This window comes from Collinsella sp. CLA-SR-H006 (assembly GCF_040097075.1).
GTDB lineage: Bacteria > Actinomycetota > Coriobacteriia > Coriobacteriales > Coriobacteriaceae > Collinsella.
In genome coordinates this window covers 1-26,281 of sequence record NZ_JBBNPD010000008.1, presented here as the reverse complement: position 1 = coordinate 26,281, position 26,281 = coordinate 1, and the positions used below count along the sequence as shown (strand labels likewise).

Below are 26,281 nucleotides of genomic sequence, written 5' to 3'. Positions count from 1 at the left end.
CATGACCAGAAGGTTTATGCCTTGCCTTTTTCATGCCTAGTCGTTGGGGACGTTCTTGTTTGACTAGTCGTTTAAGAACGTCTCCAACGACTACCAATCGTTTTCAGTTCGTAAACTTGCATATATGCATTTATATATGCATTTGCTGGAGGTAGCGCTGAGCGGTATCCTGTTAAGTCGTCAGCATACGATTCAACAGGGAAGGCAGATTATGCATTCTCCCCATCAACGCGACGCGCATCCACAGCCGGTATGCAGCCGTCGCATCTTTTTGGGTAGTGCTCTCGCTGCGAGCGCTTCTGTCGTCGCCGGCGCGCTCGCCGGCTGCCAGCGCCCGTCTACGCTCAAGGTAGTTCAGCCCACGACGGGCGGCGGTCGTGACGACCTGTCCGATTCCGTGATCGGCAAGGACAAGATCCGCATTGGCATGGAGGCGGCCTACGCCCCGTACAACTGGCAGGTTTCCGAAGCCAGCGAGTACACCATCCCCATCGACAACGTGCAGGGCGCCTATGCCGATGGCTACGACGTGCAGATCGCCAAGATCGTCTGCAAGGCCCTCGGCGGCGAGCCCGTTGCCGTCAAGCAGAGCTTCTCGGGCCTTATCGATTCGCTCAACAACGGCCAGATCGACCTCATCATCGCCGGCATGAGCGCTACGCCCGAGCGCGAGGAGTCCGTCGGCTTCTCCGACCCGTACTTTATCGGCTACTTTGGCCTGTTCGTAAAAGAGGGCTCGCCCTACCAAAACGCCACCAAGCTCAGCGACTTTAGCGGCGCCACGGTGCTCGGCCAAAAGGACACCATGCTCGATACCGTCATCGACGAGATCCCGGGCGTCGTCCACAAAAACCCGGTCGACTCCGTCCCCACGGTGTTTTCGAACCTGCTGCAGGGCACGTGCGACGCCGTGACCTACAACACCGAGAATGAGAAGGGCTATATGGCCCAAAACCCGGGTATCGTGCCGATTCAATTTGCCGAGGGCGAGGGCTTTAAGCAGGAGGTCACGGCAAACGTCGGCTGCCGCAAGGGCTCGGACAAGCTACTTAAACTCATCGACAAGACACTCAAGGGCATTAGCCAAGAGGAACGCGACCAAATGTGGGACGCGTGCCTCGATCGTCAGCCGGCATAGGGAGGCAGCATGAAAACCATCAATCGTCTGGCCTCCTTTATCAAGGCCGACCACCGTTATGTGTACCTGGGCACGAGCGTCATCGCGGCGCTCGGCCTGGCGTTTAGCCAACGCAACCCCACGCCGTTGAGCTTCTTGGCCCCCACCGGCATCTTCCAGGATTGCCTTTGGGCGATTCTTTGGGCCTGGATTGTCGTGTCGGCGGCGGCGCTCGTCACCAAGCTTATGCACTGGAGCGACTATCGCGAAAAGTCGCCGTTCGCATCCGAGCGTTTCCGCCACGGCGCGCGCCTGGGCAGCTACGTCGTGGTCGCCATCGCGGCGATCTTTTTCGTGGACCGCTGCGTCATGTCGTTTATCGACCTGGTACAGGTGAGCATTGTCTCGGATTCCAATCCTAGCGACTTTTTGTCGAGCCTGGTCTACATGACCTACAAGAGCGGGGACTTCTTTATCCGCGGTATCGAGATCACCATCGCGCTTGCCACCTTCGGCACCGTCATCGCATTCTTCCTGGCGCTGCTCTTTGTGTTCCTGCGTATTCAGACCTTCGATCGCGTGGACAACGACCTGGTGCGCTTCTTTAAGAGCATTGGCCGCGGCTTTGCGACCGTCTACTCTACCATCGTGCGCGGCACGCCCATGATGGTCCAGGGCCTACTCATCTATTACGCGGGCTTCACCGTTTTGCGCGGCATGGGCTTCGAGACCGCCCAGGCCAACCAGATTTGGAGTACCTTCACCGCCGGCCTCGTCACTATCTCGCTCAACTCCACCGCCTACATGATGGAGGTCCTGCGCGGCGGCATCGAGTCCATCGATCCCGGCCAGGCCGAGGCGGCGCGCTCGCTGGGTCTGTCGCAGTGGCAGGCCATGCGCAAGGTCGTGTTCCCCCAGGGTATTAAAAACGCGATCCCCGCACTCACCAACGAGCTCATCATCAACATCAAGGACTCGTCGGTGCTTTCGGTCATCGGCGTGTTCGACCTCATGTACGCCACCACCACCGTCGCCGGCGTGTACTACCGCCAGATGGAGGTCTACTGCGTGGCGCTCGTGGTTTACCTGATCCTGACGCTCGTGGCGAGCCGCCTGCTCGAGGCCTTTGGCAAAAAGCTCGGCGCCGAGGCCCCGGCAACGCTGCCCAGCTCCAACTAGGCTCAAGACGAGGAGAATCATCATGGCAGATATCGCCACTACCGGCACCGCGGCCGCCGCACAGACCAATGAGCCGCTCATCCGCGTCGAGGGCCTGCGCAAGAGCTTTGGCTCGCTCGAGGTGCTCAAGGGCATCGACCTGTCCGTTAACCCCGGCGAGGTTGTCACCATTATCGGCGCCTCGGGCTCGGGCAAGTCGACCTTCCTGCGCTGCCTCAACCTGCTCGAGACCCCGGACGCGGGCCACATCTGGTTTCACGGCCAGGACCTTACGGCCGAGCGCTGCAATATCAATAAACTCCGCGAGGACATCGGCATGGTGTTCCAGGACTTTAACCTGTTCAACAACATGGACGTGCTCGACAACTGCACGCTTGCGCCCGTCACGCTCAAAAAGATGAGCAAGGCCGAGGCCGAGAAGGTCGCGATGGAGCATTTGACGAGTGTGGGGCTCGAAAAGTTCGCGCACGCCGCCGTGGGTCGCCTGTCCGGCGGCCAAAAGCAGCGCGTGGCCATCGCCCGCGCCCTGTGCATGAATCCGCAGATCATGCTGTTCGACGAGCCGACCTCCGCGCTCGACCCCGAGATCGTGGGAGAAGTGCTCGAGGTCATGCGCAAGCTCGCTGCCGCAGGCATGACCATGGTCGTCGTCACGCACGAGATGGCTTTTGCCCGCACGGTGTCCGACCGCGTGGTCTTTATGGACAAGGGCGTGGTGCTCGAGGACGCCGCGCCGGCCGAGCTCTTCGGCAACCCCAAGCACCAGCGCACTCGCGAGTTCCTCTCGCGTTATCTCGAGGACAAATAACCGACCGCAAACGCTTATGTGGCAGGGCCGCTCCGGTGGGGCGGCCCTCGTCATCACAATCGAAAGGATGTCATGGCCGAGGTTTGGCGCTTCTTTGCGCATGAGGATGATTTTGCCGATATAGACGAGGCTGGCGCGTGCGAGCGCTTGGGTCGCGTGCTGTCGTTTCCGACCATCTCGAGTATGGATGCCGAGGCGGTGGACTGGCAGCCGTTCGACGACCTGCGCGCGTATATGCAGCAGGCTTGGCCGCACGTATTTACGGCGGGTAAGGTCGAGCTTATCGACCATTCGCTATTGGTGACGCTTGGCGGTTCCGACCCTGCCCTCAAGCCCATTATGCTCATGGGCCACATGGACGTGGTTCCCGTGGTACCCGGCACCGAGGCTGACTGGACGCATGCCCCCTTTAGCGGACATGTGGACGACACCTACATTTGGGGTCGCGGCGCCATCGATATGAAAGACCAGGTCGCAGGCATTCTCGAGGCGGTTGAGTATGCGCTCGCGCACGGCTGGGAGCACAAGCGTACCCTGCTGCTCGCCTTTGGCCAGGACGAGGAAACCACGCAGTACGGCGCGGGGGCGATCGGTCGTGTGCTCGAGGAGCGTGGCGTTGAACTTGAATATCTGATCGACGAGGGTGACTACCGTATTGTTTCGGCTGCCGAGTATGGCGCGGGCGAGGGCTGGCTTATGCATGCCGACCTCGCGGAGAAGGGTTACGCCGATATCATACTCAAGACGAAGAGTGAGGGCGGGCATTCGTCCAACCCCTACGGCGGCACATCGCTCGAGGTGCTCAGCCGTGCCATCACCGCAATCTGCGATATCGAGTGGCCGACGCGCGTGACCGACTTGCTTGCCGCTCAACTCGTCGAGTTGGGGCTCTACACGGCCGATGAAATTGCCGCCAACGGGGATGCCATTGTCCGCGATTGCCTCGCCAGCAAAAAGCTCTATCCGCTGGTGACGACCACCTGCGCGCCCACGCAGATCGAGGGTGGCAGCACCGGCGCCAACGTAATGCCGCAGGATATGTGGGCCAACATTAACTTCCGCATGCTCGAGGGTACGAGCGTGGTCGACGTTGTGGCGCGCTGCCGTGAGGCGGTTGCCGGGGCGGACCTTGCCGGTTGTGTCGAAGTGGAGCTGGGCCCCGGCAGCTCCGAGCCTTCGCCGTCTCCGCGTGTCGGTGGACCGGGGCTCGAGGCCGTTCGCGCCATCGCCGCCCGCTATTTCCGTGATCCAAAGGGGACGGAGGAAAACGGACCGAGTGCGACGGGCGGGGCTCCTGTCAGCATCGTCCCCTCGACCGTGATCGGCGCGACCGACGCTGCCAACTATCAGCGCATTTGCCCTGAGTGCATTCGTTTCTCGGCCTTTGTGGTCGACGATGACGAGTGCGACCGAGGCGTCCACGGCACCAACGAGCGCATTACCCGCCGAGTCTACCTTCAGGGTGTCCGCTTTTTCATCGCTCTGCTCCACACGCTCTAGAATCCAACAAAGGGACTGTCCCTTTGTCGGATTCCGTGCGGGTTATATGCAGGTTTGCCTGCGCACGCTATCATGTATGGGTTAGACCGCAACTATGTACCCCATACGCGAAGGGATGCGCATGTATCTGAGGATCGACATGTTCTAGCCGGGCTTACCCCCGCAGCGGCGCCCCGCGCCCCATCAATTCTGCCGATTTTCACCTTCACGCATATAAAGGAGTCCGTCATGCGCGACAAGCTCGAAAAGATCATCAAGGCCTACGAGGAGCTCGAGAAGAAGCTTTCCGACCCGGCCGTCGCCTCCGATATCAAGGAGTTCACGCGTCTCAACAAGGAATACGCGCACCAGTCCGACCTCATCGCCGCCTCGCGCGAGTACATCGGCGCGCTCGATGACATCGAGGCTGCCAAGGAAATGCTGCACGATACCACCGATGCCGATGAGAAGGAGATGCTCCAGATGGACATCTCCGAAAACGAGGCCAAGCTTCCCCAGCTCGAGGAAGACATCAAGTACATGCTCATCCCGAGCGACCCCAACGACGACAAGAACACCATCGTCGAGATCCGCTCCGCCGCCGGTGGCGACGAGGCGGCCATCTTCGCCGGCGACCTGTACAAGATGTATCAGCGCTTTTGCGAGTCGCGCGGCTGGAAGACTACCGTGCTCGACTCTAGCCCCAGCGAGGCCGGTGGCTTTAAGTCCATTGAGTTCAAGGTCGAGGGCGACCGCGTCTACTCCGTCATGAAGTACGAGTCCGGCGTGCACCGCGTCCAGCGCGTCCCCAAGACCGAGTCCCAGGGCCGCATTCAGACCTCCACGGCTACCGTCGCCGTGCTTCCCGAGGCCGAGGAGATCGACGTCCAGATCAACCAGTCCGACCTGCGCATCGACACCTACTGCGCCTCCGGCCCTGGCGGTCAGTGCGTTAACACCACCTACTCCGCCGTGCGCATTACCCACCTGCCCACCAACACCGTGGTGCAGTCGCAGGAGCAGCGCTCCCAGATCCAGAACCGCGAGGTCTGCATGCAGATGCTGCGTGCCCGTCTGTACGAGATGGAGCTCGAGAAGCAGCAGGCCGAGCTCGGTGCCGAGCGCCAGAGCCAGATCGGCCATGGCAACCGTTCCGAGAAGATCCGTACCTACAACCAGCCCCAGGACCGCGTGACCGATCACCGCATCGGCTTCAACTCCACCTACAACGGCGTCCTTCTGGGCGATCAGCTCGGCACCGTGATCGAGGCACTCGCCGCCGCCGAGCGAGCCGAGAAGCTGGCGCAGGCTGTGTAGTGGGTTACGCGGTTTTGCCAAACCGCGTAACGGCTCGACGCTGCGCGCCGCCCAGAGCGACAATTTGTCATTCAAAAGGCAAGGCATGACCAGAAGGTCTATGCCTTGCCTTTTTCATGCCAACTTGTTCGCTCTGGACGTCGCTCGCTGGCATTGCCAAAACATCGGCGTTTTCTTGGTTGTCAAATGATCCGTAGGGAGTCATTGGGGACATTGCCTTGATATTTTATTCAGTCGGCTGTGATGGCATTTTAGTCATTGGGGACGTTCTTAAATGACTAGGTTGGGTAAATTACTTTTCGAGTTTATTTAATCTGCTTTGTTAGAAATTAAGCTGCCTACCTGCTCAAAGTAATTAACAGCCTTCATCTGCTATTGATAATATTGCTCGAAAAATCGTCCAAGAAGTCGAGGGGCGATTTTTGACGCGTCGCGCGTCAAGTGATGTGGCAAGCGTTTGGTTAGATATTGGTCAGGTTGGGGGCAACCTTGCCAAAAGCTTGACGGATGCTGATATGAACGTCGGCGAATGAACACTTTGGACGGGGGCAAACAAAAAATCTGGGCTGATTCTCGATAATCGCCTGCAATCGCCCCTTGCCAAGCGCTGGCCTCGCGTACAATCTGCTCCGACATTCGCGCGCCGTCCGGCGCTTAAGAGGGGAGGGCCCCATGGCAAACGAGATCTGGACCATCAAGCGTTGTCTTGAGTGGACCAAGGAGTACCTGGCCGAGCGCGGCGAGGAGCGCCCCCGTCTTTCTGCCGAGTGGCTGCTGTGCGCAGCTACGGGCCTGGCGCGCATTGACCTATATATGCGTATGGACGAGACGCTTAACGCGGCCCAGCTCGAGACCATGCATGCGGCCGTCGTTCGTCGCGCCAAAGGCGAGCCGCTACAGTACATCACCGGCAGCACGCAGTTTCGCATGATCGACGTCGCGTGCGCCCCCGGTGTGCTCATTCCGCGCCCCGAAACCGAGATGCTCGTCGAGGAAGTCCTCAATTATCTGGATGCCGAGGTGCTGAGCCCCGAAGCCGCTGCCCGTCAGCGTGTTGAGCTGCCTTGGAACGATGAGGTCGAGGAGGCACGCAAAGCCGAGGCCGCGCTGGCAGACGAACGCGCGACCGCCGAGCGTCGTGCCGCTAACCTGACGGCTGCCGATGAGGCGGCGCTAGGCGGCGACGTACTGGGCAGCCGTGCCTATGCCGAGGAACTGGCCGATCGCGAGGCCGAGGAAGCCGCCGCGCAGGCAGCAGAAGCCGAAGCCACGGAAGCCGCCGAGTCCGAGCTCGACGAATACGGCATCGCCATCGAGGGTGCCGACCAGGAGACGGCTTCAGCTCAGGATGCCGCTTCGCCTGCCCCAGCCGAGCCCCGCATCGCCCGCGTTCTCGAGGTCGGCTGCGGCACGGGCTGCATCTCGCTCTCCCTTGCCTGGGAGCGCCGCGGCCACGTTACCTGCACCGCCACCGATATCGAGCCGCGCGCTATCGATCTGGCCACCAAAAACCGCGACGCCCTCGGTCTCACATCCGATGAGGTCGCCTTTAGCCTCACCAACCTGGTGAGTTCCATTCCCCGCGAAGAGTGGGGCACCTTTGATGTGCTTGTCTCCAATCCGCCCTACATTCCGACCGACGTCATGCGCTCACTGCCGCACGAGGTCAAGGACTTCGAGCCCGACCTGGCGCTTGAGGGCGGCGCCGACGGCCTCGATATCTTCCGCCGCCTGCTCAATGCGGCGCCTTACATGCTGCGCGCCGGCGGCCTGTTTGCCTGCGAGCTCTACGAGGGTGCCCTCGACGCCGCCGCCGAGCTCTGCCGCCAGGCGGGTCTCTCGGACGTGCGCATCGTCCGCGACCTCACCGATCGCCCCCGCATCGTCCGAGCCATCGTCACCGAGCCCAAACAGCGCCAGTAATATTCATTAACTGGTTAGCAAAAATTATAAAGTAGTTTATAATTAGGACGGCTGAAAGAGGTCGGCCCATGCAACCTCCTACCTTTCGGGAAATCATTGCCCTACTCAAGCACGATGGATTCGTGAAGGTCGCGCAAGTCGGTAGTCATGCTAAGTATGTTTCTGGCGATCGTGTTGTCACCGTGAACGGCTCTGGTGGTGATCGACCAAAGAAGGGCACGTGGGCAAGTATTCGTCGCCAAGCTGGATGGTAGTTGGAGGCAAAATGAGGCAGCGATTTACCTATGACTGCGTTCTCATAAAAGAAGACGACGGTTACTGCGCCAGCTTCCCGCAGCTTCCCGGCGCCTTTGCCGATGGCGATACGCGCGAAGAAGCGATTACCCATGCCACCGAGGCGCTGATGGCGTTTTTGGCCGACGACCTCAACAACGGTTTGACTCCGGCAGGGTACGAACGCTCGGCCGAGGTCGTGGCCCTTTCAGTCGAAATCGACCACGAGGACGCTCGGGAAGCGGCGTGCCGAACATTTAAAGATGCAGCGCTGGACCTCAAAGTCTCCGCTCCGCGGATTACCGCGCTGGTCAAAGCCGGAAAACTCGATGTTGAACTCGTCGACGGCCGTCGGATGATAACGATAGACAGCATCGAGCGCTACGCCGCCCAAAGATGCCACGCCGGCAGGCCAAAGAAGTTCGTCGCAGTCCAATAACCCCCTCACTTTCACCGACTACTAGAGCCGCTCACCAAACCAACATGCGCTCTGGGCAAATAGGCTGAATGTTTCGTGCGAGAATGCCCCTCAGTAAACAAACTTTCACCAGAGCGTAAGGGGCTGGCATACACATGCAGACGGTCTATCGGGTATACGAGGGAACGCGCGAGCCGCATCGGCTCGCCGTCGAGCGCACGGCCGAGGTGCTCGGCTGCGGCGGCCTGGCCTTGATCCCGACCGAGACCGTCTACGGTGTCGCCGTGGCAGTCAACGCCTTCTCGGACGCCGTACCCCAAGATACAAGCGAATTCCCATCGTGGCCGCGCGATCCGCAGGCTGTCGTCAATGGCGCCGCGGTCCCTGCGCTCGGTACCGGCTACCGCCGCATCTTTACCCTCAAGCAGCGCAAGCTCACCCAAACGGTCGCCTGGCTGGTTGATAATGCCGAAGCACTCGACCGCTATGGCGTGGATATCCCCGAAGAGGCTCGCGTACTCGCGCGACGATGCTGGCCGGGAGCCCTGACTATCGTGGTCAAGGCGGCCCCCTGCGTGCCGACCTTTATGCGCGCCGCCGACGACACGGTGGCACTTCGCGCTTCGGCCTCGCCAGTGGTGCAAGCGCTCATCCGCGCCTGCGGCAGCCCTCTTGCCTGCACCAGCGCCAACACGCATGGCGCGCCCGCGCCGGCAAGTTTTGTCACGGTGGAGGAGCGCATCCTGGAGGGGGTCGATGTTGCCGTCGACGCCGGCGAGACCCCGTGTCGCGACGCCTCGACCATCGTGTCGTTCCAGCACGGCGGGCTCCAGATCCTGCGCCAAGGCGCACTTCCCGCATCAGAGATCGAACGGGTCCTGTCCGACCCGATGCAATAGAAAGGTGTAAGCGATGTCGTTGAATCTGGGCAGCCTGGGCATGGAAGATGCCTCGTTTAACTTTGGCGGTTCCTACATCATGGCGCTCGACTGCGGCACCACCTCGGTACTTGCGACCATCGTCGACGAGTACGGCTGCATCGTCGCGCAGGCACGTCGTAGCGTCAAAACCAGCTTCCCGCGTCCCGGTTGGATAGAGCAAGACCCCATGGAGGTGCTTGCCAGCCAGATCGGCGTGATGATGGAGGTCCAGTTTAAGAGCGGCATCCATTCTGACCGCATCGCCGCCATCGGTATCTCCAACCAGCGCGAGACCACGGTGGTGTGGGACCGCATAAGCGGCCAACCCATCTATAACGCCATCGTGTGGCAATGCCGTCGCACCGCACCTCTGATCGACGAGCTGGTCGAGCGGGGCGCAGAAGAGCTGGTGCGCTCCCGCACGGGACTCACGCTCGATCCGTATTTCTCGGCTTCCAAGGTGCAGTGGATCCTCGACAACGTCGACGGTGCGCGTGAGAGCGCGGCGGCGGGCGACCTCATGTTCGGCACCATCGATACCTGGCTCATCTACAACCTCACCGGCAGTCAGGTCTTTGCCACCGACTACACCAATGCCAGCCGCACGGCGCTCTTTAATATCCATACGCTCGATTGGGACGACGACCTGCTGGCGCTCTTTGACGTTCCACGTTCCATGATGCCCGAGGTTCGTTGGAGCTCGGGCGACTACGGCCGCGTCGCGAGCGACATCATGACCAACATGCCGCCCATCATGGGCGTGGCGGGCGATCAGCAGGCGTCGCTGTTCGGCCACTGCTGCTTCCATCCCGGCCAGACCAAAAACACCTATGGCACGGGTTGCTTTATGCTCATGAACACCGGCGACGAGGTCGTCGAATCCAAGAACGGTCTGGTCTCCACGATCGGTATCGCCGCGGACGGCAAGATCAGCTATGCGCTCGAGGGTTCTATCTTTGCCGCCGGCTCAACCATGAACTGGCTGCGCAACAACATGGGCATCATCTCGAGTGTGAGCGAGTCCGCGCAACTCGCCGCTTCGATCAACGACAACGAGGGCTGCTACTTCGTCCCCGCCTTCGCTGGCCTGGGCGCTCCCTGGTGGGACCCGCGTGCCCGCGGTATCGTGTGCGGCCTGACCGGTGCCTCGAGTCGCGCGACCATTGTGCGTGCGGCCTGCGAGTCCATGGCCTACCAGAGTTATGACGTGCTGCGCGCCATGGAGCAGGACGTGGGACTTTCGATTGAGCGCCTGTCCGTCGATGGCGGCGCCTCACGCAACGAGTTCATCATGCAATTCCAGGCCGACCTGCTGGATATCCCCGTGCTGCAATGCGAGACGGTGGAGACCACGGCAATCGGTGCCGCGTACTTGGCGGGTCTTGCTGTCGGCTATTGGGAAGACCTTGAAGAGCTGGAGCAAAATGCCCAGATCGTTAGGACCTTCCTTCCCCATATGTCCGCCGAGCGTCGCGAGCAAAACCTTGCGGGCTGGCGTGATGCAGTCAAGCGCTCGCTCAGTACCGCACAGTAGGGCTGCGATGGGCTGCTCGATACAACAAACCGCTAAACTTATGCACGGCGCGCGGCAACAACATCGCCATGCGCCTTGTCAGCAAGGCCATCTTCCGGCCGCAACGAAAGGGGCAATCAACCCATGACCGTCACCTACGATACGTCCCGTGTGACCCTTGTCGATCACCCGCTCGTCCAGCATAAGCTGTCGATTCTGCGCGACAAAAACACCGGCACCAACCAGTTCCGCCAGCTCGTGCGCGAACTCGCACTTTTTGACGGCTACGAGGCCATGCGCGACCTGCCCATGGAAGACGTCGAAGTCGAGACCCCCATCACCACCGCAACGTTTAAGCAGCTCGCCGGCAAAAAGCTCGCCATCGTTCCCATTCTGCGTGCAGGCCTTGGCATGGTCGATGGCATCCTCGACTTGGTACCCTCCGCTCGCGTGGGCCACATCGGTATGGAGCGCGACGAGGTTACCCACGAGCCGCACGAGTATTACTGCAAGATGCCCAAGGATATCGACCAGCGCATCTGCCTGGTCGTCGACCCCATGCTCGCCACGGGCGGTTCGGCCGAGATGGCCATCAGCTACCTGCGCGAGCGCGGTGTCAAGGACATCCGCATGCTGTGCATCGTCGCTGCCCCCGAGGGCCTCAAGTCGCTGACCGAGAAGGACCCAGATGTGCATATCTATACCTGTGCTATCGACGACCATCTCAACGAGGCTGCCTACATCGTTCCCGGCCTGGGCGACGCCGGCGATCGCATCTACGGCACGCTCTAGTCGCTGGGCTAAGACGGCCGCGGCTGCAAATAGGAAGAAATGGTGCGCGCGGGCAAGTAGAAGACGCCTGTGCGCACCTTTAGTTAATGGACGTTTTGCCCCGCAGGGTTCGAGAAAAACGTATTACCGTACCTGCGGCATAAAGAAGGTCTTAAGAAAACGAACAGGTGCGTATTAACCGATGCTTTTTCGGTTGTACTTTAGCGATTGGCTCGTACAATAGTCACCAATGTTTGGCGGGAACTGTCCTGTGAGGCGATAAAAAAGGAAAGTGAGGACGCCAGTGTTTCAGATAGCCGATCTGCTCGCTATCGTTGCAGGTGCCATCGCGGGCGCGATTGCCTTCCTTCCCTTTGTCTTTACGCTCAAGCCGGTTCTTGACGATAAGCAGAATGCGGACATGCTCAAGGGTATGGTGAGTCTGGCGGTCTCGGCAATCGCTCTGCTCGTCTTTACCTTGGTTGTGTTTGTGTTGTTCGGAGAGGCATTTCGCATGTTCCTCCTGGGCGAGGCGATCGGCTTCGTGGCCTTTATGGCCGCCTGCGCGGTTCGCGTCGCCAAGGCGCTACGAGATCCTCATGAGGTCGAAAGGTAAGTCGTGGAAATTTTTGAAAAGCTGCCTGATGAGATTAATCATCTGGTCAGCGAGTTCAGCTCCACCCCTGTCGTGGGCGATCTGAGCTGCGGCATCACGCAGTACTCGTTTTGGCTGATCGTCTCCACGATCGTGCTCCTGATCGTCCTGGCCGTGTTCAAGAAGAAGCAGACCCTGGTCCCCAAGGGCTTCTTCGTCAACGGTTTCGAGTACATCATCGAGTACGTCGAGAACGATATCGGCAAGGGCGTCGTGGGTGAGAACTGGAAGAAGCACTTCCCGTTCCTGTGCTCGCTTTTCCTGTTCATCCTGATCAATAACATGATCGGCCTGATCCCGGGAATGAAGCCCGGCACCGGTGCAATCGGCTCCACCGCCGCGCTCGCCATCTTCGCCTTCGTGTACTTCATCTACTACGGATGCAAGGCTCACGGCGTGATCGGCTACATCAAGAGCCTCGCCCCGCAGGGCGTGAGCTTCCCGATGAACGTGCTCGTGTGGGTCGTCGAGCTTTTCTCGACCTTCCTGCGCCTCATCACGCTTGCCGTCCGTCTGTTCTGCAACATGTTCGCAGGACACGTGGTCATGGGCTCGTTCGCCATCATGGCGAGCATGTTCATGCAGCCGCTGCTTCAGCAGGTTTCCGCGGCCCACGCCGTCGGCGCCCTGCCTTCGCTGGCCTGGCTTGCCATCCTCATCCTGATCTATGCGATCGAGCTTGTGGTCGGCGCCATCCAGGCTTACGTCTTCACGGTCCTTACCGCCGTGTATGTCTCCGAGGCAGAGGAGGTCGCGGAGGAGGAGTAGTCTTCCGCTCGCGCCTTAATGGTAAGGCAATTCGTTAAACCGCCGGTGCCCGTACCCATGGAGCCCGGCAGTTATAAAAAGGTTATCCTGCGTGAAATAAGACACGCACGACAAAGGAGGAATCGTGGGAGTTATCGGTTACGGTCTTGGTGTTATCGGCGCTGGTCTTGCTATCGGCCTGTCTGCTCTGGGTGCTACGGGTGCTATGGCCCGTCAGCCTGAGGTCCAGGGCCGCGTGTTCACCGTCTTCATCATGGGCTCCGCCTTCGGCGAGGCTCTGGCTCTGATCGGCTTCGTTGTCGCGCTGATCGTTAAATAGCACGGAGCGTCAAGTATGAATCTTTCATCCCAGAAGAGCGCGATCGCACTCTCCGCGTCCGCGGCCGCGCTGCTCATGCCGGTTTCCGCGTTCGCCGAGGACGGCGCCGCCGGTGCGGACATCCTCATCCCTAAGATGGCGGAGTTCATCCCGGCGCTTATCGCCTTCCTGATTATCTGGATCGTGCTGGCCAAGGTCGCCCTGCCGGGCATCATGAAAACCATGGAGGAGCGCGGCAAGAAGATCGAGGAGAGCCTCGACGAGGCCGAGAAGACCAAGCAGGAGGCTATCGCCAAGCGCGCTGAGTCCGACTCGATCGTCACCGACGCCCGTCGTCAGGCTGCCGACATCGTTCTCGAGGCCCGTAAGGACGCCGAGTCCGAGCGTGCCCGTATCATCGAGGCTGCTCACAAGGAGGCCGAGGAGATCATCGCCAAGGCCCATACGACCGTCGAGGACGAGCGCAAGTCCATCTACGCCGGTGCCGCGAGCTCCATCGCCGACCTGTCCGTTGCCGTCGCCACCAAGATCGTGGGCGAGGCACTCGAGGACGATGCCGAGCAGAAGAAGCTCATCGAGCGCTACATCCAGGAAGCAGGTAGCCTGAATGCCGACTAGCCGCTATCAGGACAAGGTGCTCGAGACCTACGCGCGTTCCCTTTTGGAAGCCGCCAAGGCCGAGAACCATGTGTTCGAGGACCTCGAGATGGTCGAGCGCCTGGCCTCTGCCAGCCCCGAGATCATCGCCGTGCTCGACACCATGTCCAAGCGCGACCAGCTCGACCTTCTTCCCAAGGTGGCAGCTGCCTTTAAGTATGTTGCCGAGGAAGACGAGGATGTAGTGGGCGTGACCGTCACCACGGCGATCCCGCTCGACGACGAGCTGCGTCAAACCATCACTAAGAAATGCGAGCAGGACTTCGGCCGCAAGGTATTCCTTATCGAGCAGGTCGACCCGTCTATCGTGGGCGGCCTGGTGCTCGAGGCCCGCGGCGAGCGTCGTGACATTTCCGTCAAGACGCAGCTGCGCATCGCGCAGGAGACCCTCGCAAACTCTGCTAATTCGTACGGAGGTGAAGCCTAATGTCCGAAACCCTCAATGCCCAGGATATCGCCAAGAAACTGCAGGAGCAGCTCACGAGCCTCTCCGCGACGGTCGATACGCATGAGGTTTCAACGGTCGACGAGGTAGGCGACGGCATCGCGCGCGTCTCCGGCCTCAAGAGCGCCATGGCAGGCGAGCTTCTGGAGTTCAAGAGCTCCGATACCGGTGAGACCGTCTTCGGCCTTGCCCAGAACCTTGACCGTGACGAGGTCGGCGCCGTTCTGTTTGGTGCCGTCGACTCCATCAAGGAAGGCGACGAGTGCCGCACCACTGGCCGCATTATGGATATCCCCGTGAGCCGTGCCATGCTCGGCCGCGTCGTCAATCCGCTCGGCCAGCCCATCGACGGCCTGGGCGACATCGTCGCCACGCACCGTCGCCCCATCGAGTTCAAGGCTCCCGGCGTCATCGATCGTACCCCGGTGTGCGAGCCGGTTCAGACCGGTCTGCTCGCTATCGACTCCATGGTGCCTATTGGCCGCGGTCAGCGTGAGCTCATCATCGGCGACCGTAAGACCGGTAAGACCGCCATCGCCATCGACGCTATCCTCAACCAGCGCGGCAAGGGCATGGTCTGCATCTATGTCGCCATCGGCCAGAAGGCCTCCACGGTTGCCAACATCCGCGAGACCCTCGCTCAGCACGGTGCGCTCGACTACACCATCATCGTTTCGGCCACCGCTGCCGATTCCGCCCCTATGCAGTACATCGCGCCTATGGCCGGTGCCGCTATCGGCGAGTTCTTCATGTACAACGGCGAGGACGGTAAGCCCGCCAGCGAGACCAACCCCGGCGGCCACGTGCTCGTCATCTACGACGACCTGTCCAAGCAGGCTGTGGCCTACCGTCAGATGTCGCTGACGCTGCATCGTCCGCCCGGACGCGAGGCCTATCCTGGCGACATCTTCTACCTGCACTCTCGTCTGCTCGAGCGTGCCGTCAAGATGTCCAAGAAGAACGGTTACGGCTCCATGACGGCACTGCCGATCATCGAGACCCAGGACGGCGACGTCTCGGCCTACATTCCGACCAACGTCATTTCCATTACCGATGGTCAGATTTACCTGCAGTCCGAGCTCTTCTTCCAGGGTCAGCGCCCGGCAGTCGACGTGGGCATCTCCGTGTCCCGCGTCGGTGGCGATGCGCAGACCAAGGCCATGAAGCAGGTCGCCGGCAACCTCCGTCTGGACCTCGCTTCCTATCAGGAGCTCGCTGGCTTTACCCAGTTCGGCTCCGACCTCGACGAGGCTACTCAGAAGCAGCTGACCCATGGTGCCCGCATGACCGAGCTCCTGAAGCAGCCGCGCTACAAGCCGTTCGAGGTTGGCGAGCAGATCGTTACGCTGTTCGCTGGCAACGAGGGCTTCCTGGATGACCTGGAAATCTCCGACGTGCTGCCCTTCCGTGCCGAGCTTATCGAGTACATGGACAATGGCTTTGGCTCGCTGCTCGACAAGGTTCGCGCCAAGAAGATCGATGATGACACCAAGGTTGAGCTTTTGCGCGTCATCGGCGACTTCAAGCAGCAGTTCATGGCCAAGCACCATTCGGATGTTTCTGGATCAGAGGAGAACTAAGCCCCATGGCCAACCTTCGCGACATTAAGAAGCGAATCTCCTCGGTTACCACGACCAAGCAGATCACGCGCACGATGGAGATGGTCTCTACGGCCAAGATCCGTCGTGCTCTCGATCGCTCCAAGCAGGCCGAGCCCTATAAGGAGGCGCTGACCGACGTCATGTTGACGGTCGCCGGCGACGCCTCCTGTTCGGGCACCGATCCCATGCTGCAGAAGCATGAGAGCGTCAAGCATGGCCTGATTGTCGTTATTGCCTCGGACCGCGGCCTTGCCGGCGGTTTCAATACGACGGTGGAGCGCACGGCCGAAAAGCTCGCCGCTTCTTGGGCGAACGACGGCATCGAGTGCGAGATCATCGCGTGCGGGCGTAAGCCGGCCACGTATTTCCGTGACCGCGCAAACGTCGTCATGCACTTTGAGGGCAACTCCTCTGAGCCCGATTTCAATCAGGCCCGCATGATCTCCTCTCATATCTGCGATGCGTATCGTGCCGGTGAGCTTGACCGCGTCGAGCTTGTCTACCACCACGCCAAGAACCGCGTGGATCAGGAGCTTCGCGTCGAGCATCTGTTGCCGCTCGACCCCGAGATGATCGCTATGGCCCACGGTCCGCGTAAGAACGAGACCGACGCCCCTAAGCGCATCTCGTCCACGTTCGAGTTCGTGCCCTCTCCCGAGCATGTTCTCGGCAAGCTTGTGCCGTCTTATATCCTGACGGTCATCTACCAGGCCCTGATCGATTCGGCGGCTGCCGAGCAGGGTGCACGCCGCAAGGCCATGCACTCCGCGACGGAAAACGCCACCGCGATCATCTCGACCCTTACCCGCACGTATAGTCGCGTGCGCCAGGCTTCGATCACGACCGAGATTAACGAGATCGTCGGCGGAGCCTCAGCATTGGAGGAACAGTAATGGCTAATAACACCGTAAAGCTTGCGGTCGAGGAAGCCACCAAGAAGACGACTGCCGGTGATGGTCGCATCGTGCGAATCATCGGCCCTGTCGTCGACGTCAAGTTTGACGGCGCGGTGCCCCCGATCTACAACGCGCTCACGGTCGAGGCCGAGACCCCGATCGGTCATCTGAGCACGATCCTCGAGGTCGAGAGTCAGCTTCCGGGCGGCGTCGTCCGCACGGTCGCCATGTCCTCGACCGACGGCCTGCAGCGCGGCCTCATCGCCACCGATACCGGTGAGCCCATGAAGATGCCCGTTGGCCCCAAGACGCTCGGCCGTATTTGGAACGTCATGGGCAAGCCCGTCGACGGCAAGCCCATGCCCGAGGTGGAGGAGTTCTACCCCATCCACCATGCAGCGCCCCGTTTCGACGAGCTCACCACCAAGACCGAGATCTTCGAGACCGGCATCAAGGCCGTTGACCTGCTCGAGCCCTACATCCGTGGCGGCAAAACGGGTCTGTTCGGCGGCGCCGGCGTCGGCAAGACCGTTTTGATTCAGGAGCTCATCAACAACCTCGCCCAGGAGCACGGCGGCACTTCGGTGTTCACCGGCGTCGGCGAGCGTACCCGCGAGGGCACCGACCTGTTCCTCGAGATGAGCGAGTCTGGCGTTATCGACAAGACCTGCTTGGTCTATGGTCAGATGAACGAGCCGCCCGGAGCGCGTCTGCGCATCGGTCTGGCCGGCCTTACCACCGCTGAGTATTTCCGTGATCGTGGCCAGGACGTTCTGCTGTTCATCGACAACATCTTCCGCTTCTCCCAGGCAGGTTCCGAGGTTTCCGCACTGCTGGGCCGTATGCCGTCCGCCGTTGGTTACCAGCCCACGCTGGCAACCGAGATGGGCGACCTCCAGGAGCGCATTACCTCGACCAAGACGGGCTCCATTACCTCCGTCCAGGCTGTCTACGTCCCCGCAGACGACCTGACCGACCCGGCGCCTGCCACGACGTTTACGCACCTCGACGCCACCACGGTTCTTTCGCGTAGCATTTCGTCGCTCGGCCTGTTCCCGGCTATCGACCCGCTCGCGTCTTCCTCCGACGCTCTCGATCCCTCGATCGTCGGCGAGGAGCACTACCGTGTCGCCGTCAAGGTCCAGGAGCTCCTGCAGGAGTACTCCGACCTTCAGGACATCATCGCCATTCTGGGTATGGACGAGCTGTCCGAGGAGCAGCGCCTTACGGTCAACCGTGCCCGTAAGATCCAGCAGTTCCTCTCCCAGTCCTTCCACGTTGCCGAGAAGTTCACCGGCAACCCCGGTGTCTACGTCCGCGTCGAGGATACCGTCCGCTCCTTCGCCGAGATTGTCGACGGCAAGGCCGATGACCTGCCCGAGCAGGCTTTCCGCTATGCTTCCACGATTGAGGACGTGCGCGAGCGCGCCCGCAAGATGGGGGAGAAGTAGGTTATGCGTATCCGCATCGTGTGCCCCGTGAGCTGCGCCTATGAGGGCGACGCTGCGTTTGTGTCGATTCCGTCCACGGATGGCGAGTTTGGCGTTCTGCCTGCTCACTCCAGCGAGATCTGCACGATCGACCGCGGTTACGTTCGCGTTTCCGATAAGGCCATGGGCACTGTCGACCACACGTTTGCCGTGGCCGGCGGCTATGCCCAGGTTGCGGACGATGTCGTGACCGTTCTCGCCGAGCGCGCTTGCGATTTGGCGACCGTCGATGCCGACAAGCTTAAAGCTGATATTCAAGGTTTTGAAGAGAAGCTGGGTAATTTGTCGGAGGATGATGCACGCCGCGCCTACCTCTATAATGAAATCGCATGGTGTAAGCTCAAGCTTGCCCAATAGTCAAACGATTTAGCGTTCGACCATTTGCGAACACATCATGCCCGGGATGGCTCAGCCATCCCGGGCATGCTTTTTGAAAGGGTAGACCTTGGATATTATCCGCGTTGAGGGTGGCCACGCCATCGGAGGCTCCGTGCCCGTTTCGGGCGCCAAGAACTCCGCACTCAAACTCATGGCGGCAACGCTTCTGGCGCCGGGCAAGACGACGCTGCAGAACGTGCCCGATATTTCCGATGTCCACGTGATGGGCAAGGTGCTCAAGGGCATGGGCGCTACGATCGATGTTCTCGACGAGCACACGCTCGAGATTGATACCTCTCAGGTCGATTCTTGGGAGGCCCCCTACGAGCTCGTCGCCAAGATGCGTGCTTCCACCGCCGTGATGGGACCCCTGCTGGGCCGCTTCCATCGCGCCAAGATCGCCATGCCGGGCGGCTGCAACCTGGGTGCTCGCAAGATCGATATGCACATTCTTGGTCTCGAGGCCCTGGGCGTAGAGTTCGATACCGCCCACGGCTACATCAACGCTAATGCGCCCCAAGGTCTGCGCGGTACCACCGTTACGCTCGAGTTCGCCAGCGTCGGTGCGACCGAGAACCTCATCATGGCATCCGTGCGCGCGCAGGGCACCACGGTTATCGACAATGCCGCCCGCGAGCCCGAGATCGTCGATCTCGCCAACATGCTCAACGAGATGGGCGCCAAGATTGTTGGCGCCGGTACGCCTGTCGTGACCATCGAGGGCGTGGAAGAACTGCATCCTGTTACCCATCGCGTAGTGGGCGACCGCATCGAGGCCGGTACCTTTATCGTTGCCGGTGCGTTGATGGCCGACGATCGTGGTGTCGATGTCACGGGCTTTTGCCCCATTCACTTGGGCATGGTGCTCAAGAAGATGGAGCTCATGGGTATCGACTGCGAGCGCGTCGAGGATGGCGTCCATGTGAACCGTGCCGAGCGTATCAAGCCGGTCGACATCCAAACGCTTCCGTTCCCCGGCTTCCCGACGGACATGCAGGCGCAGATTATGGTGCTCTCCGCTCTCGCCGACGGCAGTTCCGTTATTACCGAGAACATCTTCGAGAATCGCTTTATGTTTGCCTCTGAGCTGGTGCGCATGGGTGCCGACATTCGTATCGAGAGCCATCATGCCATGATTCATGGCGTCAAGGGTTTCTCGGGTGCACAGGTTACCTCGCCCGATCTGCGTGGCGGAGCGGCCCTCGTCGTAGCGGGCTTGATCGCCGACGGGACGACCGAGGTTTCGGCTATCCATCATATCAAGCGCGGCTACGAGCAGTTTGTCGAAAAGCTGCAGGCGCTCGGCGCGCATGTCGAGCATGCTACCGTCCCCGATCCCGTCATCTACTAATACAGGTTGCCTATGTTTAATAAAAAGCCCCTCGCGGATACCACCGCCCGAAGACCCTCAACTGGTGCGCAGGCCAAGATCTACAGTCGCGATAACGTGGCTCGCTATTCCGAGCGCGCTCGTCAACGTCGTCGTAGCCACACGATTCGTCACGTCGCGCTCATTGTCGTGCTTGGTGTGCTGCTGAGTGCCACTACCGCTGCCGGCCTGTGGTTTGCCACCATTATGGGCAAGCTCGGCGATTCTAATGTCATTACCGACAATCTGCGTCGGGTTCTGGTTGACACCGATGAGGCAAAGGATCCGTTCTACGTGCTGCTTCTTGGCACCGACGGCCGTCCGGGCGAGGATACGTATCGTGCCGACTCGATTATCCTGGCACGCATCGACCCCACGCAAAAGCAGGCGACGCTCATTTCCGTTCCGCGCGACACCAAGGTCGAGTACAAGGGCGAGACCATGAAGATCAACGCCTGCCATACCGTTGGCGGCGCCGAGGCCATGGTCGAGGCGGTCAACGAGCTGTGCGGTGTTCAGATTTCCCACTATGCCGAGGTCAGCTTCGACGGTATGCAGGCGCTGATTGATTCGGTTGGCGGTATCGACATTAACGCAACCGATGATGTTGACGACCCCGAGCACCTGGATATTAAGATTACCGCTGGCCAGCAGCATATGGACGGTGCCACCGCCCTTACCTATGCCCGCTGCCGCTACACCTATGCCGACGGCGATTACACACGCATGCGCCACCAGCGTCAGGTGCTTGGCGCCCTTGCCAACCAGATTCTCAATAACTTCGATGCCACGAAGATTTTTGGCCTGGTTAATTCGCTGTCCGATATGCTCGTAACCGATATGAGCGTTCAGGATATCGTGGCTACGGTCAACGCCATGCGCGGTATGGATGTCGACGGTATCTACTCGGCCAACCTGCCCTCGTACGCCGACGACAGCACCATGATCGACGGTGTGAGCTACGTCTTTGTCTACGAGGACGAGCTCAAGGAAATGATGGAGCGCGTCGATGCCGGCAAGGATCCCAAGGGTCCCAACACCATGGGTCTTTCCGACGGTTCCAGCTCTACGATCGGCGACCTGAACAACAACACGTCCGACGACTACGCAAACGGTACCGCAACCTCATCGGTCAGCTCTGACGATTCCGATGACTCAAGCGATTCGAGCGATTCGGACTACTACGAAGAGCCCACCGGCGACGGCAACGGCTACGAGGCCAACTACTAAGTTACGGCGTTTTACCAAACGCCGTAACGGCTCGACGCTGCGCGCCGCCCAAGGCGACAATTTGTCATTCAAAAGGCAGGGCATGACCAGAAGGTCAATGCCCTGCCTTTTTCATGCCAACTTGTTCGCCTTGGACATCGCTCGCTGACGTTGGCTCAACCTGCGGTGCTGACTACTCCCCTTGCACCAAAAACCGCCCCGTTCTCGGTTTTGAGGACGGGGCGGTTTTGCTTACCTAGATTGTTCGAGTTCCCTATGCAAAGCGGGCGACGAGCTCCTGGAGCACGTCGGTCATCTTGATGAGCGAACTGACCGGGACGAACTCGTTGACGCCGTGGTAGCAATAGCCGCCGGTGGAAAGGTTGGGGCAGGGCAGACCGCGGAACGACAGCTGAGCGCCGTCGGTGCCGCCGCGAATCGGCAGCACTTGGGGCTCAACGCCGCAGGCAAGGTAGGCTTCCTTGGCAACATCAATAAGCTCGGGATAGTCACGAACGATCTCGGCCATATTTCGATACTGCTGCCTAATCTCGACCGTCACGCGCTCCTCACCCAGACGCTGGTTGAGCATCGAGGCGGCGGCATCAATAAGGTCGAGTTTCTGCTGGAACTTGGCGGCGTCATGGTCGCGGACGATATAGCGCGCTGTGGCGTGATCGACGGTCGCAGATACACCCTCAAGGTGATAAAAGCCCTCGTAGCCTTCCGTATACTCCGGGCGCTGCACGTAGGGGAGCAACGCGTTGAAGTCGCAGAACAGATTGCCTGCGTTGATCATACGGCCCTTGGCGTCGCCCGGGTGGATGGACTGGCCCTCAAAGCGGACGGTCGCCTCGGCGGCGTTAAAGCACTCCCACTCCAGCTCGCCGATGGGGCCGCCGTCGACCGTGTAGGCGTACTTGCAGCCAAAGGTATCGATATCCAACAGCTCGGCTCCGTGACCGATCTCCTCGTCAGGGCAGAAGCAAATGCCGAGTGCGGGATGGGGCAGGGAGGGATCCTGAGCGATACGCGCGACAAGCGACATGATCTCGGCGACGCCTGCCTTGTCGTCCGCGCCCAGCAGCGTGGTGCCATCGCTGCAGACCAGGTCCTCACCCGCGAGGTCGTTCAGGGCGGGAAGCTTGGCGGTGCTCATGGCAACGGGCTTACCGTCAACCGTGCCGCAGACCAGGTCGCCGCCTTCGTAGTGTACGATGTGCGGCTTCACGCCGGCACCCGGTGCAACTTCGGTGGTGTCGAGATGGGCGATCAGGCCCAGGGCGGGCTTGTCCTCAGCGCCCGCACTTGCGGGGATATGCGCGCAGACATAGGCGTGCTCGGTCACGTGGGCATCTTTCGCACCAAGCTCGCGCAGCTCTTCAGCCAGCACGTTGGCAAGGTCAAACTGAACGGCGCTCGAGGGTACCTGGTCACAGTTTGCATCCTCGGACTGCGTGTTGATCTGGACGTAGCGCAAAAAGCGTTCGAGGACATCGGGGCTCGTGGTGGTGTTTTCCATAAAGACCGCTCCAATCTTGGTCGTCGTGTGCAACAAGAACTCTAGCACGGTATGCCACGGCATACCACGACGCTTGGATGGGGTAGAATCAGCCATTGAATGCAGAAGGGACGGAAGATCATGGATACGACAAATAGCTCGCGCGAACTACATCTGACGGTGGCGAACGAAGACTACTTGGAGTGCATGGTTCGCATTGAAAGCGAAGAGGGGGAAACCAACGGCGTGCGATCGGTCGACATCGCGCAGCGCCTTGGCGTCTCCAAGGCATCGGTCAATAAAGCGGTTTCGGCGCTCAAGGCATCCGAGCTTGTCGAGCAATCGCACTACGGCAAGGTGATCCTGACCGATCGCGGCCGCGAGGTTGGTACGGCTATCTGGTACCGTCATCGCCTCATCCGCACGTTTTTGGTTCAGGAGCTCGGTGTCGAATTTGAGCGAGCCGATTCCGAGGCCTGCATGATGGAGCATGCGCTATCCGAGGACACGATGAGCCGCTGGCTCGCCTATCTCGAAAAGCAGGGAATCAGCGTCGAGGAATAACGGGATATATATGGATACGAGTTATTACAACCGCTTTGGTGCCGAGGAACTTACGCGCCGCTTGTCGAGCGAGACCTTGTTGGCGCAGGGCCCCATGGGCAGTGTTTTGTTGAGTGAGTACGATGCCGCCGACATTCCACCGGCGTTTTGGAATCTGGCAGAGCCGCAGACCGTTTCTCGTATCCATCGCTTGTATGTCGCCGCCGGCGCGCAGGTGCTCATTACCAATACCTTTCAGGCATCGAGCTATGCCCTCAAGCACGACCAGATTGCGCCGTCCGTGGCGGAGGTCAATCGCGGGGCCGTCGACGATGCCCGCCAGGCGCACCCTCAGCTGCTGCTGGGCTCGATGGGCCCGATCGGTATTGAGTGGTTTGCCGAGAACTCTGCCGAGTATCGTGAAATCCGAGGCATTGCGCGCGAACAGGCGCACGCCTTGCTCAACGCCGGCGTTGACGGTCTACTGATCGAGACGGTGACGTCTATCCGTAATCTGCAGCCCATGCTTGCCGGCGCCCGAGATGCCGCCGATGGCATGCCTGTTCTGGTGAGTTTTGTCGTTGACGATAAAGGCGACCTGTTGGGCGATGGCCTCAACATCGAGGCAGCCGTTTTGTACGCCGAAAAACACGGCGCAAACTCGGTTGGTGTTAATTGCTGTTCGCTTGCGGCCGCGAACGCGGCGGTGCCCAGGATGGTTGCATCGGCGACTACTCCCGTCACGGTGCGTCCCAACGTAGGCGATCCGGTCCAGACTCAGGATGGCCCCGTATGGCACGAGAACCCCGAAGCTTTCGCGCGCGCATGCATCGAATGGAGACATGCCGGTGCCGCAATGGTGGGCAGTTGCTGTGGAACCACGGCAATCACTACGGCCGCGATGGCCGAGGCGCTCGATATATAAAGGGCAAACCGCTCCATACGGGGCGGTTTTTTTATTGCTTGCATGTCCTCGGCAGCATTTGCCCAAATGGTGAATGCTGGTGCCGGCAGGTTGCCGAGTGCATGTTGCGGGTATACCCCATGCGTACCATGATCCAAACACTGTGAGGTGTCTGCGCGTGTGCGCGATAATTCATTTTGGAACTGACGGTTGGCGCGCTCGCGTCGATGAGGACTTCACTGCCGATAACGTTGCCCGTATCGCCGATGCCGTCGGCGAGTTGTGGCAAAAGACCAATCCGGGCAAAACGGTATATATAGGGTTCGACACCCGGCCCCTGGCGCGCGAGTTCGCTGAGCTTGCGGCGGGCGTGCTAGCAGCGCACGGGCTAGACGCCGTGCTCGCTTCGCGACCTGTCCCGACCCCTGCCCTTACGTGGGCGGCGGCTTATGACGGTGAAGCGTGCGGCGCGCTCATGGTGACGGGGTCCCATCATCCGCAGGGCTATCTGTGCCTCAAGATTCGCATGGGTGACGGCTCGACCGCCAACCAGGATGTCATCGAAGAGCTCGAAGAGACTATGGCTCCCGAGCCAATGGGGATCGAGGGGCAATATCGCACCGCGGATATCATTCCTGACTATATGCAGGCGGTGGCATCGTTTGTCGATGCCGAAGCCATCCGCGCCGCGCACCTGCGCGTGGTTGTCGATCCCATGGGCGGCGCAGCCCAGGGCTATCTAGCCGACTTGCTGCGCGAGCTTGGCGTTGAGGTGCACGAGATTCACGCCGGGCAGGCGTCTGACCAAGAAGATATCTGCCCCGACCCCGTTGAACCGTGGGTGGACGCTTGCGAGCGCACGGTTATCGAGGACGGAGCTTGCGCTGGCCTGGTGACCGACGGCGACGCCGACCGTATCGGCGCGGTTGACGAGCGCGGCAGATATATACATCCGCATCAGATCATGGCGCTCGTTTTGGGCGACTTGGTTCAATTTCGTAATTTGGAGGGGCGCGTCGTCGTCAATCTTTCATGCTCGACGCTCGTGCGTCGCATTGCCGAGGCGCTTGGCTGCCGCGTGACCGTCAAACCAGTCGGTTTCAAATATATAGCGGCAGAGATGAAGAAGGGCGGCGTCCTCATGGGCGGCGAAGAAGCCGGTGGTATCGGCATCGCCGCGCATATGCCCGAGCGCGATGGAATCCTCGCCTGTCTGATTCTGTGTGAGCTTATGGCAAAGACGGACGCGCCTTTGGGCGTTCTGGTCGACCAACTCGAGGACAGTTTTGGTAAGACGAGTTACGGTCGACGCGATTTGCGCCTTGAGGCCGAAGATGCCGAAACGTTACGAACCCTGCTGCCGGGCGTAAACCCCAAGTCGATTTGTGGCAAGGTGCCGCAAAACGTTAGTCATATGGATGGCTTGCGTTTGGCATTCGAGGATGACACGTGGCTGCTGGTCCGTCCTAGCGGGACCGAACCAGTGGTGCGCGTCTACGCCGAGGGGTTCTCGGTGGAAGAACGTGATGAGTTGCTCGATGCTGGCTGTGCTTTAGCTAGGGGGACGTATCCGCTTTAACCATGAGACTGCCTTATATAAAGAGATGCTCGGCGAGCGGTAGGTAACGGCTGGCAAACGTTAGTCGGATTCCAAGATGTGTAGGAAATGTGTACGCCCAGATTCCCGCCCACGGGGCCCCTCCGGTCTGGCAATATATCTCCTTGCCGCGCGGCCCGGTGGAACCGGATGAGCCGCAAAGCGTGCACCTTGAGAACCGGATACTGCGAGGATGGACACACCAGTTGTGTCGCATCCGGGCAGACATCG

The 26,281-nt window shown here is 60.4% G+C and carries 25 protein-coding genes; 24 read left to right on the top strand and 1 reads right to left on the bottom strand.

All coding sequences use genetic code 11. The features are described 5' to 3' along the window. The first annotated feature begins 211 nt into the window (after positions 1-211). From AAA069_RS05805 to AAA069_RS05705, 21 genes are all read left to right on the top strand, one after another. On the top strand, positions 212-1,138 hold the full coding sequence (locus AAA069_RS05805) for a transporter substrate-binding domain-containing protein (RefSeq protein ID WP_349127799.1): 927 nt from the start codon (positions 212-214) through the stop codon (positions 1,136-1,138). 9 nt (positions 1,139-1,147) lie between these two features. Beyond that, positions 1,148-2,296, top strand: coding sequence for an amino acid ABC transporter permease (locus AAA069_RS05800; RefSeq protein WP_349127798.1), 1,149 nt, complete (start codon positions 1,148-1,150; stop codon positions 2,294-2,296). A 22-nt stretch (positions 2,297-2,318) separates the two neighbouring features. Beyond that, complete coding sequence (locus AAA069_RS05795; protein WP_349127797.1) at positions 2,319-3,104, top strand: amino acid ABC transporter ATP-binding protein; 786 nt, start codon at positions 2,319-2,321, stop codon at positions 3,102-3,104. A gap of 72 nt (positions 3,105-3,176) precedes the next feature. Further along, positions 3,177-4,604 (top strand): M20/M25/M40 family metallo-hydrolase, encoded by a 1,428-nt coding sequence (locus tag AAA069_RS05790; protein ID WP_349127796.1) that lies wholly within the window; start codon positions 3,177-3,179, stop codon positions 4,602-4,604. A gap of 228 nt (positions 4,605-4,832) precedes the next feature. Further along, complete coding sequence (gene prfA / locus AAA069_RS05785; RefSeq protein ID WP_035138783.1) at positions 4,833-5,900, top strand: peptide chain release factor 1; 1,068 nt, start codon at positions 4,833-4,835, stop codon at positions 5,898-5,900. A gap of 672 nt (positions 5,901-6,572) precedes the next feature. After that, on the top strand, positions 6,573-7,823 hold the full coding sequence (locus tag AAA069_RS05780; protein WP_349127795.1) for a HemK/PrmC family methyltransferase: 1,251 nt from the start codon (positions 6,573-6,575) through the stop codon (positions 7,821-7,823). Positions 7,824-8,043: 220 nt separating this feature from the next. Further along, a complete protein-coding gene (locus AAA069_RS05775; RefSeq protein WP_147356408.1) occupies positions 8,044-8,535 on the top strand; it encodes a type II toxin-antitoxin system HicB family antitoxin in 492 nt (163 codons plus the stop codon). 134 nt (positions 8,536-8,669) lie between these two features. Continuing rightward, positions 8,670-9,413, top strand: a complete 744-nt coding sequence (locus AAA069_RS05770; RefSeq protein ID WP_195521259.1) for an L-threonylcarbamoyladenylate synthase — start codon at positions 8,670-8,672, stop codon at positions 9,411-9,413. A 13-nt stretch (positions 9,414-9,426) separates the two neighbouring features. After that, positions 9,427-10,968, top strand: a complete 1,542-nt coding sequence (gene glpK / locus AAA069_RS05765) for a glycerol kinase GlpK (protein WP_217750679.1) — start codon at positions 9,427-9,429, stop codon at positions 10,966-10,968. A 123-nt stretch (positions 10,969-11,091) separates the two neighbouring features. Beyond that, positions 11,092-11,739, top strand: coding sequence for a uracil phosphoribosyltransferase (gene upp / locus AAA069_RS05760; RefSeq protein WP_117746943.1), 648 nt, complete (start codon positions 11,092-11,094; stop codon positions 11,737-11,739). A 283-nt stretch (positions 11,740-12,022) separates the two neighbouring features. Continuing rightward, positions 12,023-12,334 carry a hypothetical protein gene (locus AAA069_RS05755; RefSeq protein WP_035138788.1) on the top strand — a complete coding sequence of 104 codons (312 nt, stop codon included), beginning with the start codon at positions 12,023-12,025 and terminating at the stop codon, positions 12,332-12,334. A 3-nt stretch (positions 12,335-12,337) separates the two neighbouring features. Further along, entirely contained in the window at positions 12,338-13,141 is an 804-nt protein-coding gene (atpB, locus tag AAA069_RS05750) for a F0F1 ATP synthase subunit A (protein ID WP_022094263.1), read from the top strand. A 124-nt stretch (positions 13,142-13,265) separates the two neighbouring features. Beyond that, entirely contained in the window at positions 13,266-13,460 is a 195-nt protein-coding gene (locus tag AAA069_RS05745; protein ID WP_022094262.1) for an ATP synthase subunit C, read from the top strand. A 15-nt stretch (positions 13,461-13,475) separates the two neighbouring features. Continuing rightward, positions 13,476-14,078 carry a F0F1 ATP synthase subunit B gene (gene atpF, locus AAA069_RS05740; RefSeq protein ID WP_006235712.1) on the top strand — a complete coding sequence of 201 codons (603 nt, stop codon included), beginning with the start codon at positions 13,476-13,478 and terminating at the stop codon, positions 14,076-14,078. Then, the gene (locus tag AAA069_RS05735; protein WP_035138792.1) at positions 14,068-14,544 is read left to right on the top strand and encodes a F0F1 ATP synthase subunit delta; all 477 of its coding nucleotides are present in this window, start codon (positions 14,068-14,070) and stop codon (positions 14,542-14,544) included. The genes atpF and AAA069_RS05735 overlap by 11 nt, the downstream gene beginning before the upstream one ends. Then, a complete protein-coding gene (atpA, locus tag AAA069_RS05730; protein WP_349127794.1) occupies positions 14,544-16,142 on the top strand; it encodes a F0F1 ATP synthase subunit alpha in 1,599 nt (532 codons plus the stop codon). The genes AAA069_RS05735 and atpA overlap by 1 nt, the downstream gene beginning before the upstream one ends. Before the next feature lie 5 nt (positions 16,143-16,147). Further along, complete coding sequence (gene atpG, locus AAA069_RS05725) at positions 16,148-17,056, top strand: ATP synthase F1 subunit gamma (RefSeq protein ID WP_006235716.1); 909 nt, start codon at positions 16,148-16,150, stop codon at positions 17,054-17,056. Then, positions 17,056-18,510 carry a F0F1 ATP synthase subunit beta gene (atpD, locus tag AAA069_RS05720; RefSeq protein ID WP_006235717.1) on the top strand — a complete coding sequence of 485 codons (1,455 nt, stop codon included), beginning with the start codon at positions 17,056-17,058 and terminating at the stop codon, positions 18,508-18,510. Before atpG ends, atpD begins: the two co-directional genes overlap by 1 nt. 3 nt (positions 18,511-18,513) lie before the next feature. Beyond that, complete coding sequence (gene atpC / locus AAA069_RS05715) at positions 18,514-18,906, top strand: ATP synthase F1 subunit epsilon (protein ID WP_006235718.1); 393 nt, start codon at positions 18,514-18,516, stop codon at positions 18,904-18,906. An 88-nt stretch (positions 18,907-18,994) separates the two neighbouring features. After that, entirely contained in the window at positions 18,995-20,278 is a 1,284-nt protein-coding gene (murA, locus tag AAA069_RS05710; protein WP_035138796.1) for a UDP-N-acetylglucosamine 1-carboxyvinyltransferase, read from the top strand. Positions 20,279-20,290: 12 nt separating this feature from the next. Beyond that, positions 20,291-21,526, top strand: coding sequence for an LCP family protein (locus tag AAA069_RS05705; protein ID WP_006235722.1), 1,236 nt, complete (start codon positions 20,291-20,293; stop codon positions 21,524-21,526). 253 nt (positions 21,527-21,779) lie between these two features. Here AAA069_RS05705 and pepT read toward each other — a convergent pair whose 3' ends face one another. After that, positions 21,780-23,027, bottom strand: coding sequence for a peptidase T (gene pepT, locus AAA069_RS05700; protein WP_349127793.1), 1,248 nt, complete (start codon positions 23,025-23,027; stop codon positions 21,780-21,782). 120 nt (positions 23,028-23,147) lie between these two features. Here pepT and AAA069_RS05695 point away from each other — a divergent pair, with 120 nt between their 5' ends. From AAA069_RS05695 to AAA069_RS05685, 3 genes are all read left to right on the top strand, one after another. Further along, positions 23,148-23,570, top strand: a complete 423-nt coding sequence (locus tag AAA069_RS05695; protein WP_040359600.1) for a metal-dependent transcriptional regulator — start codon at positions 23,148-23,150, stop codon at positions 23,568-23,570. A 10-nt stretch (positions 23,571-23,580) separates the two neighbouring features. Further along, positions 23,581-24,474: a homocysteine S-methyltransferase family protein gene (locus tag AAA069_RS05690; protein WP_349127792.1), complete on the top strand. Its 894-nt coding sequence runs from the start codon at positions 23,581-23,583 to the stop codon at positions 24,472-24,474. A gap of 157 nt (positions 24,475-24,631) precedes the next feature. After that, complete coding sequence (locus AAA069_RS05685) at positions 24,632-26,032, top strand: phosphoglucomutase/phosphomannomutase family protein (protein ID WP_347479838.1); 1,401 nt, start codon at positions 24,632-24,634, stop codon at positions 26,030-26,032. Positions 26,033-26,281: the final 249 nt, after the last annotated feature.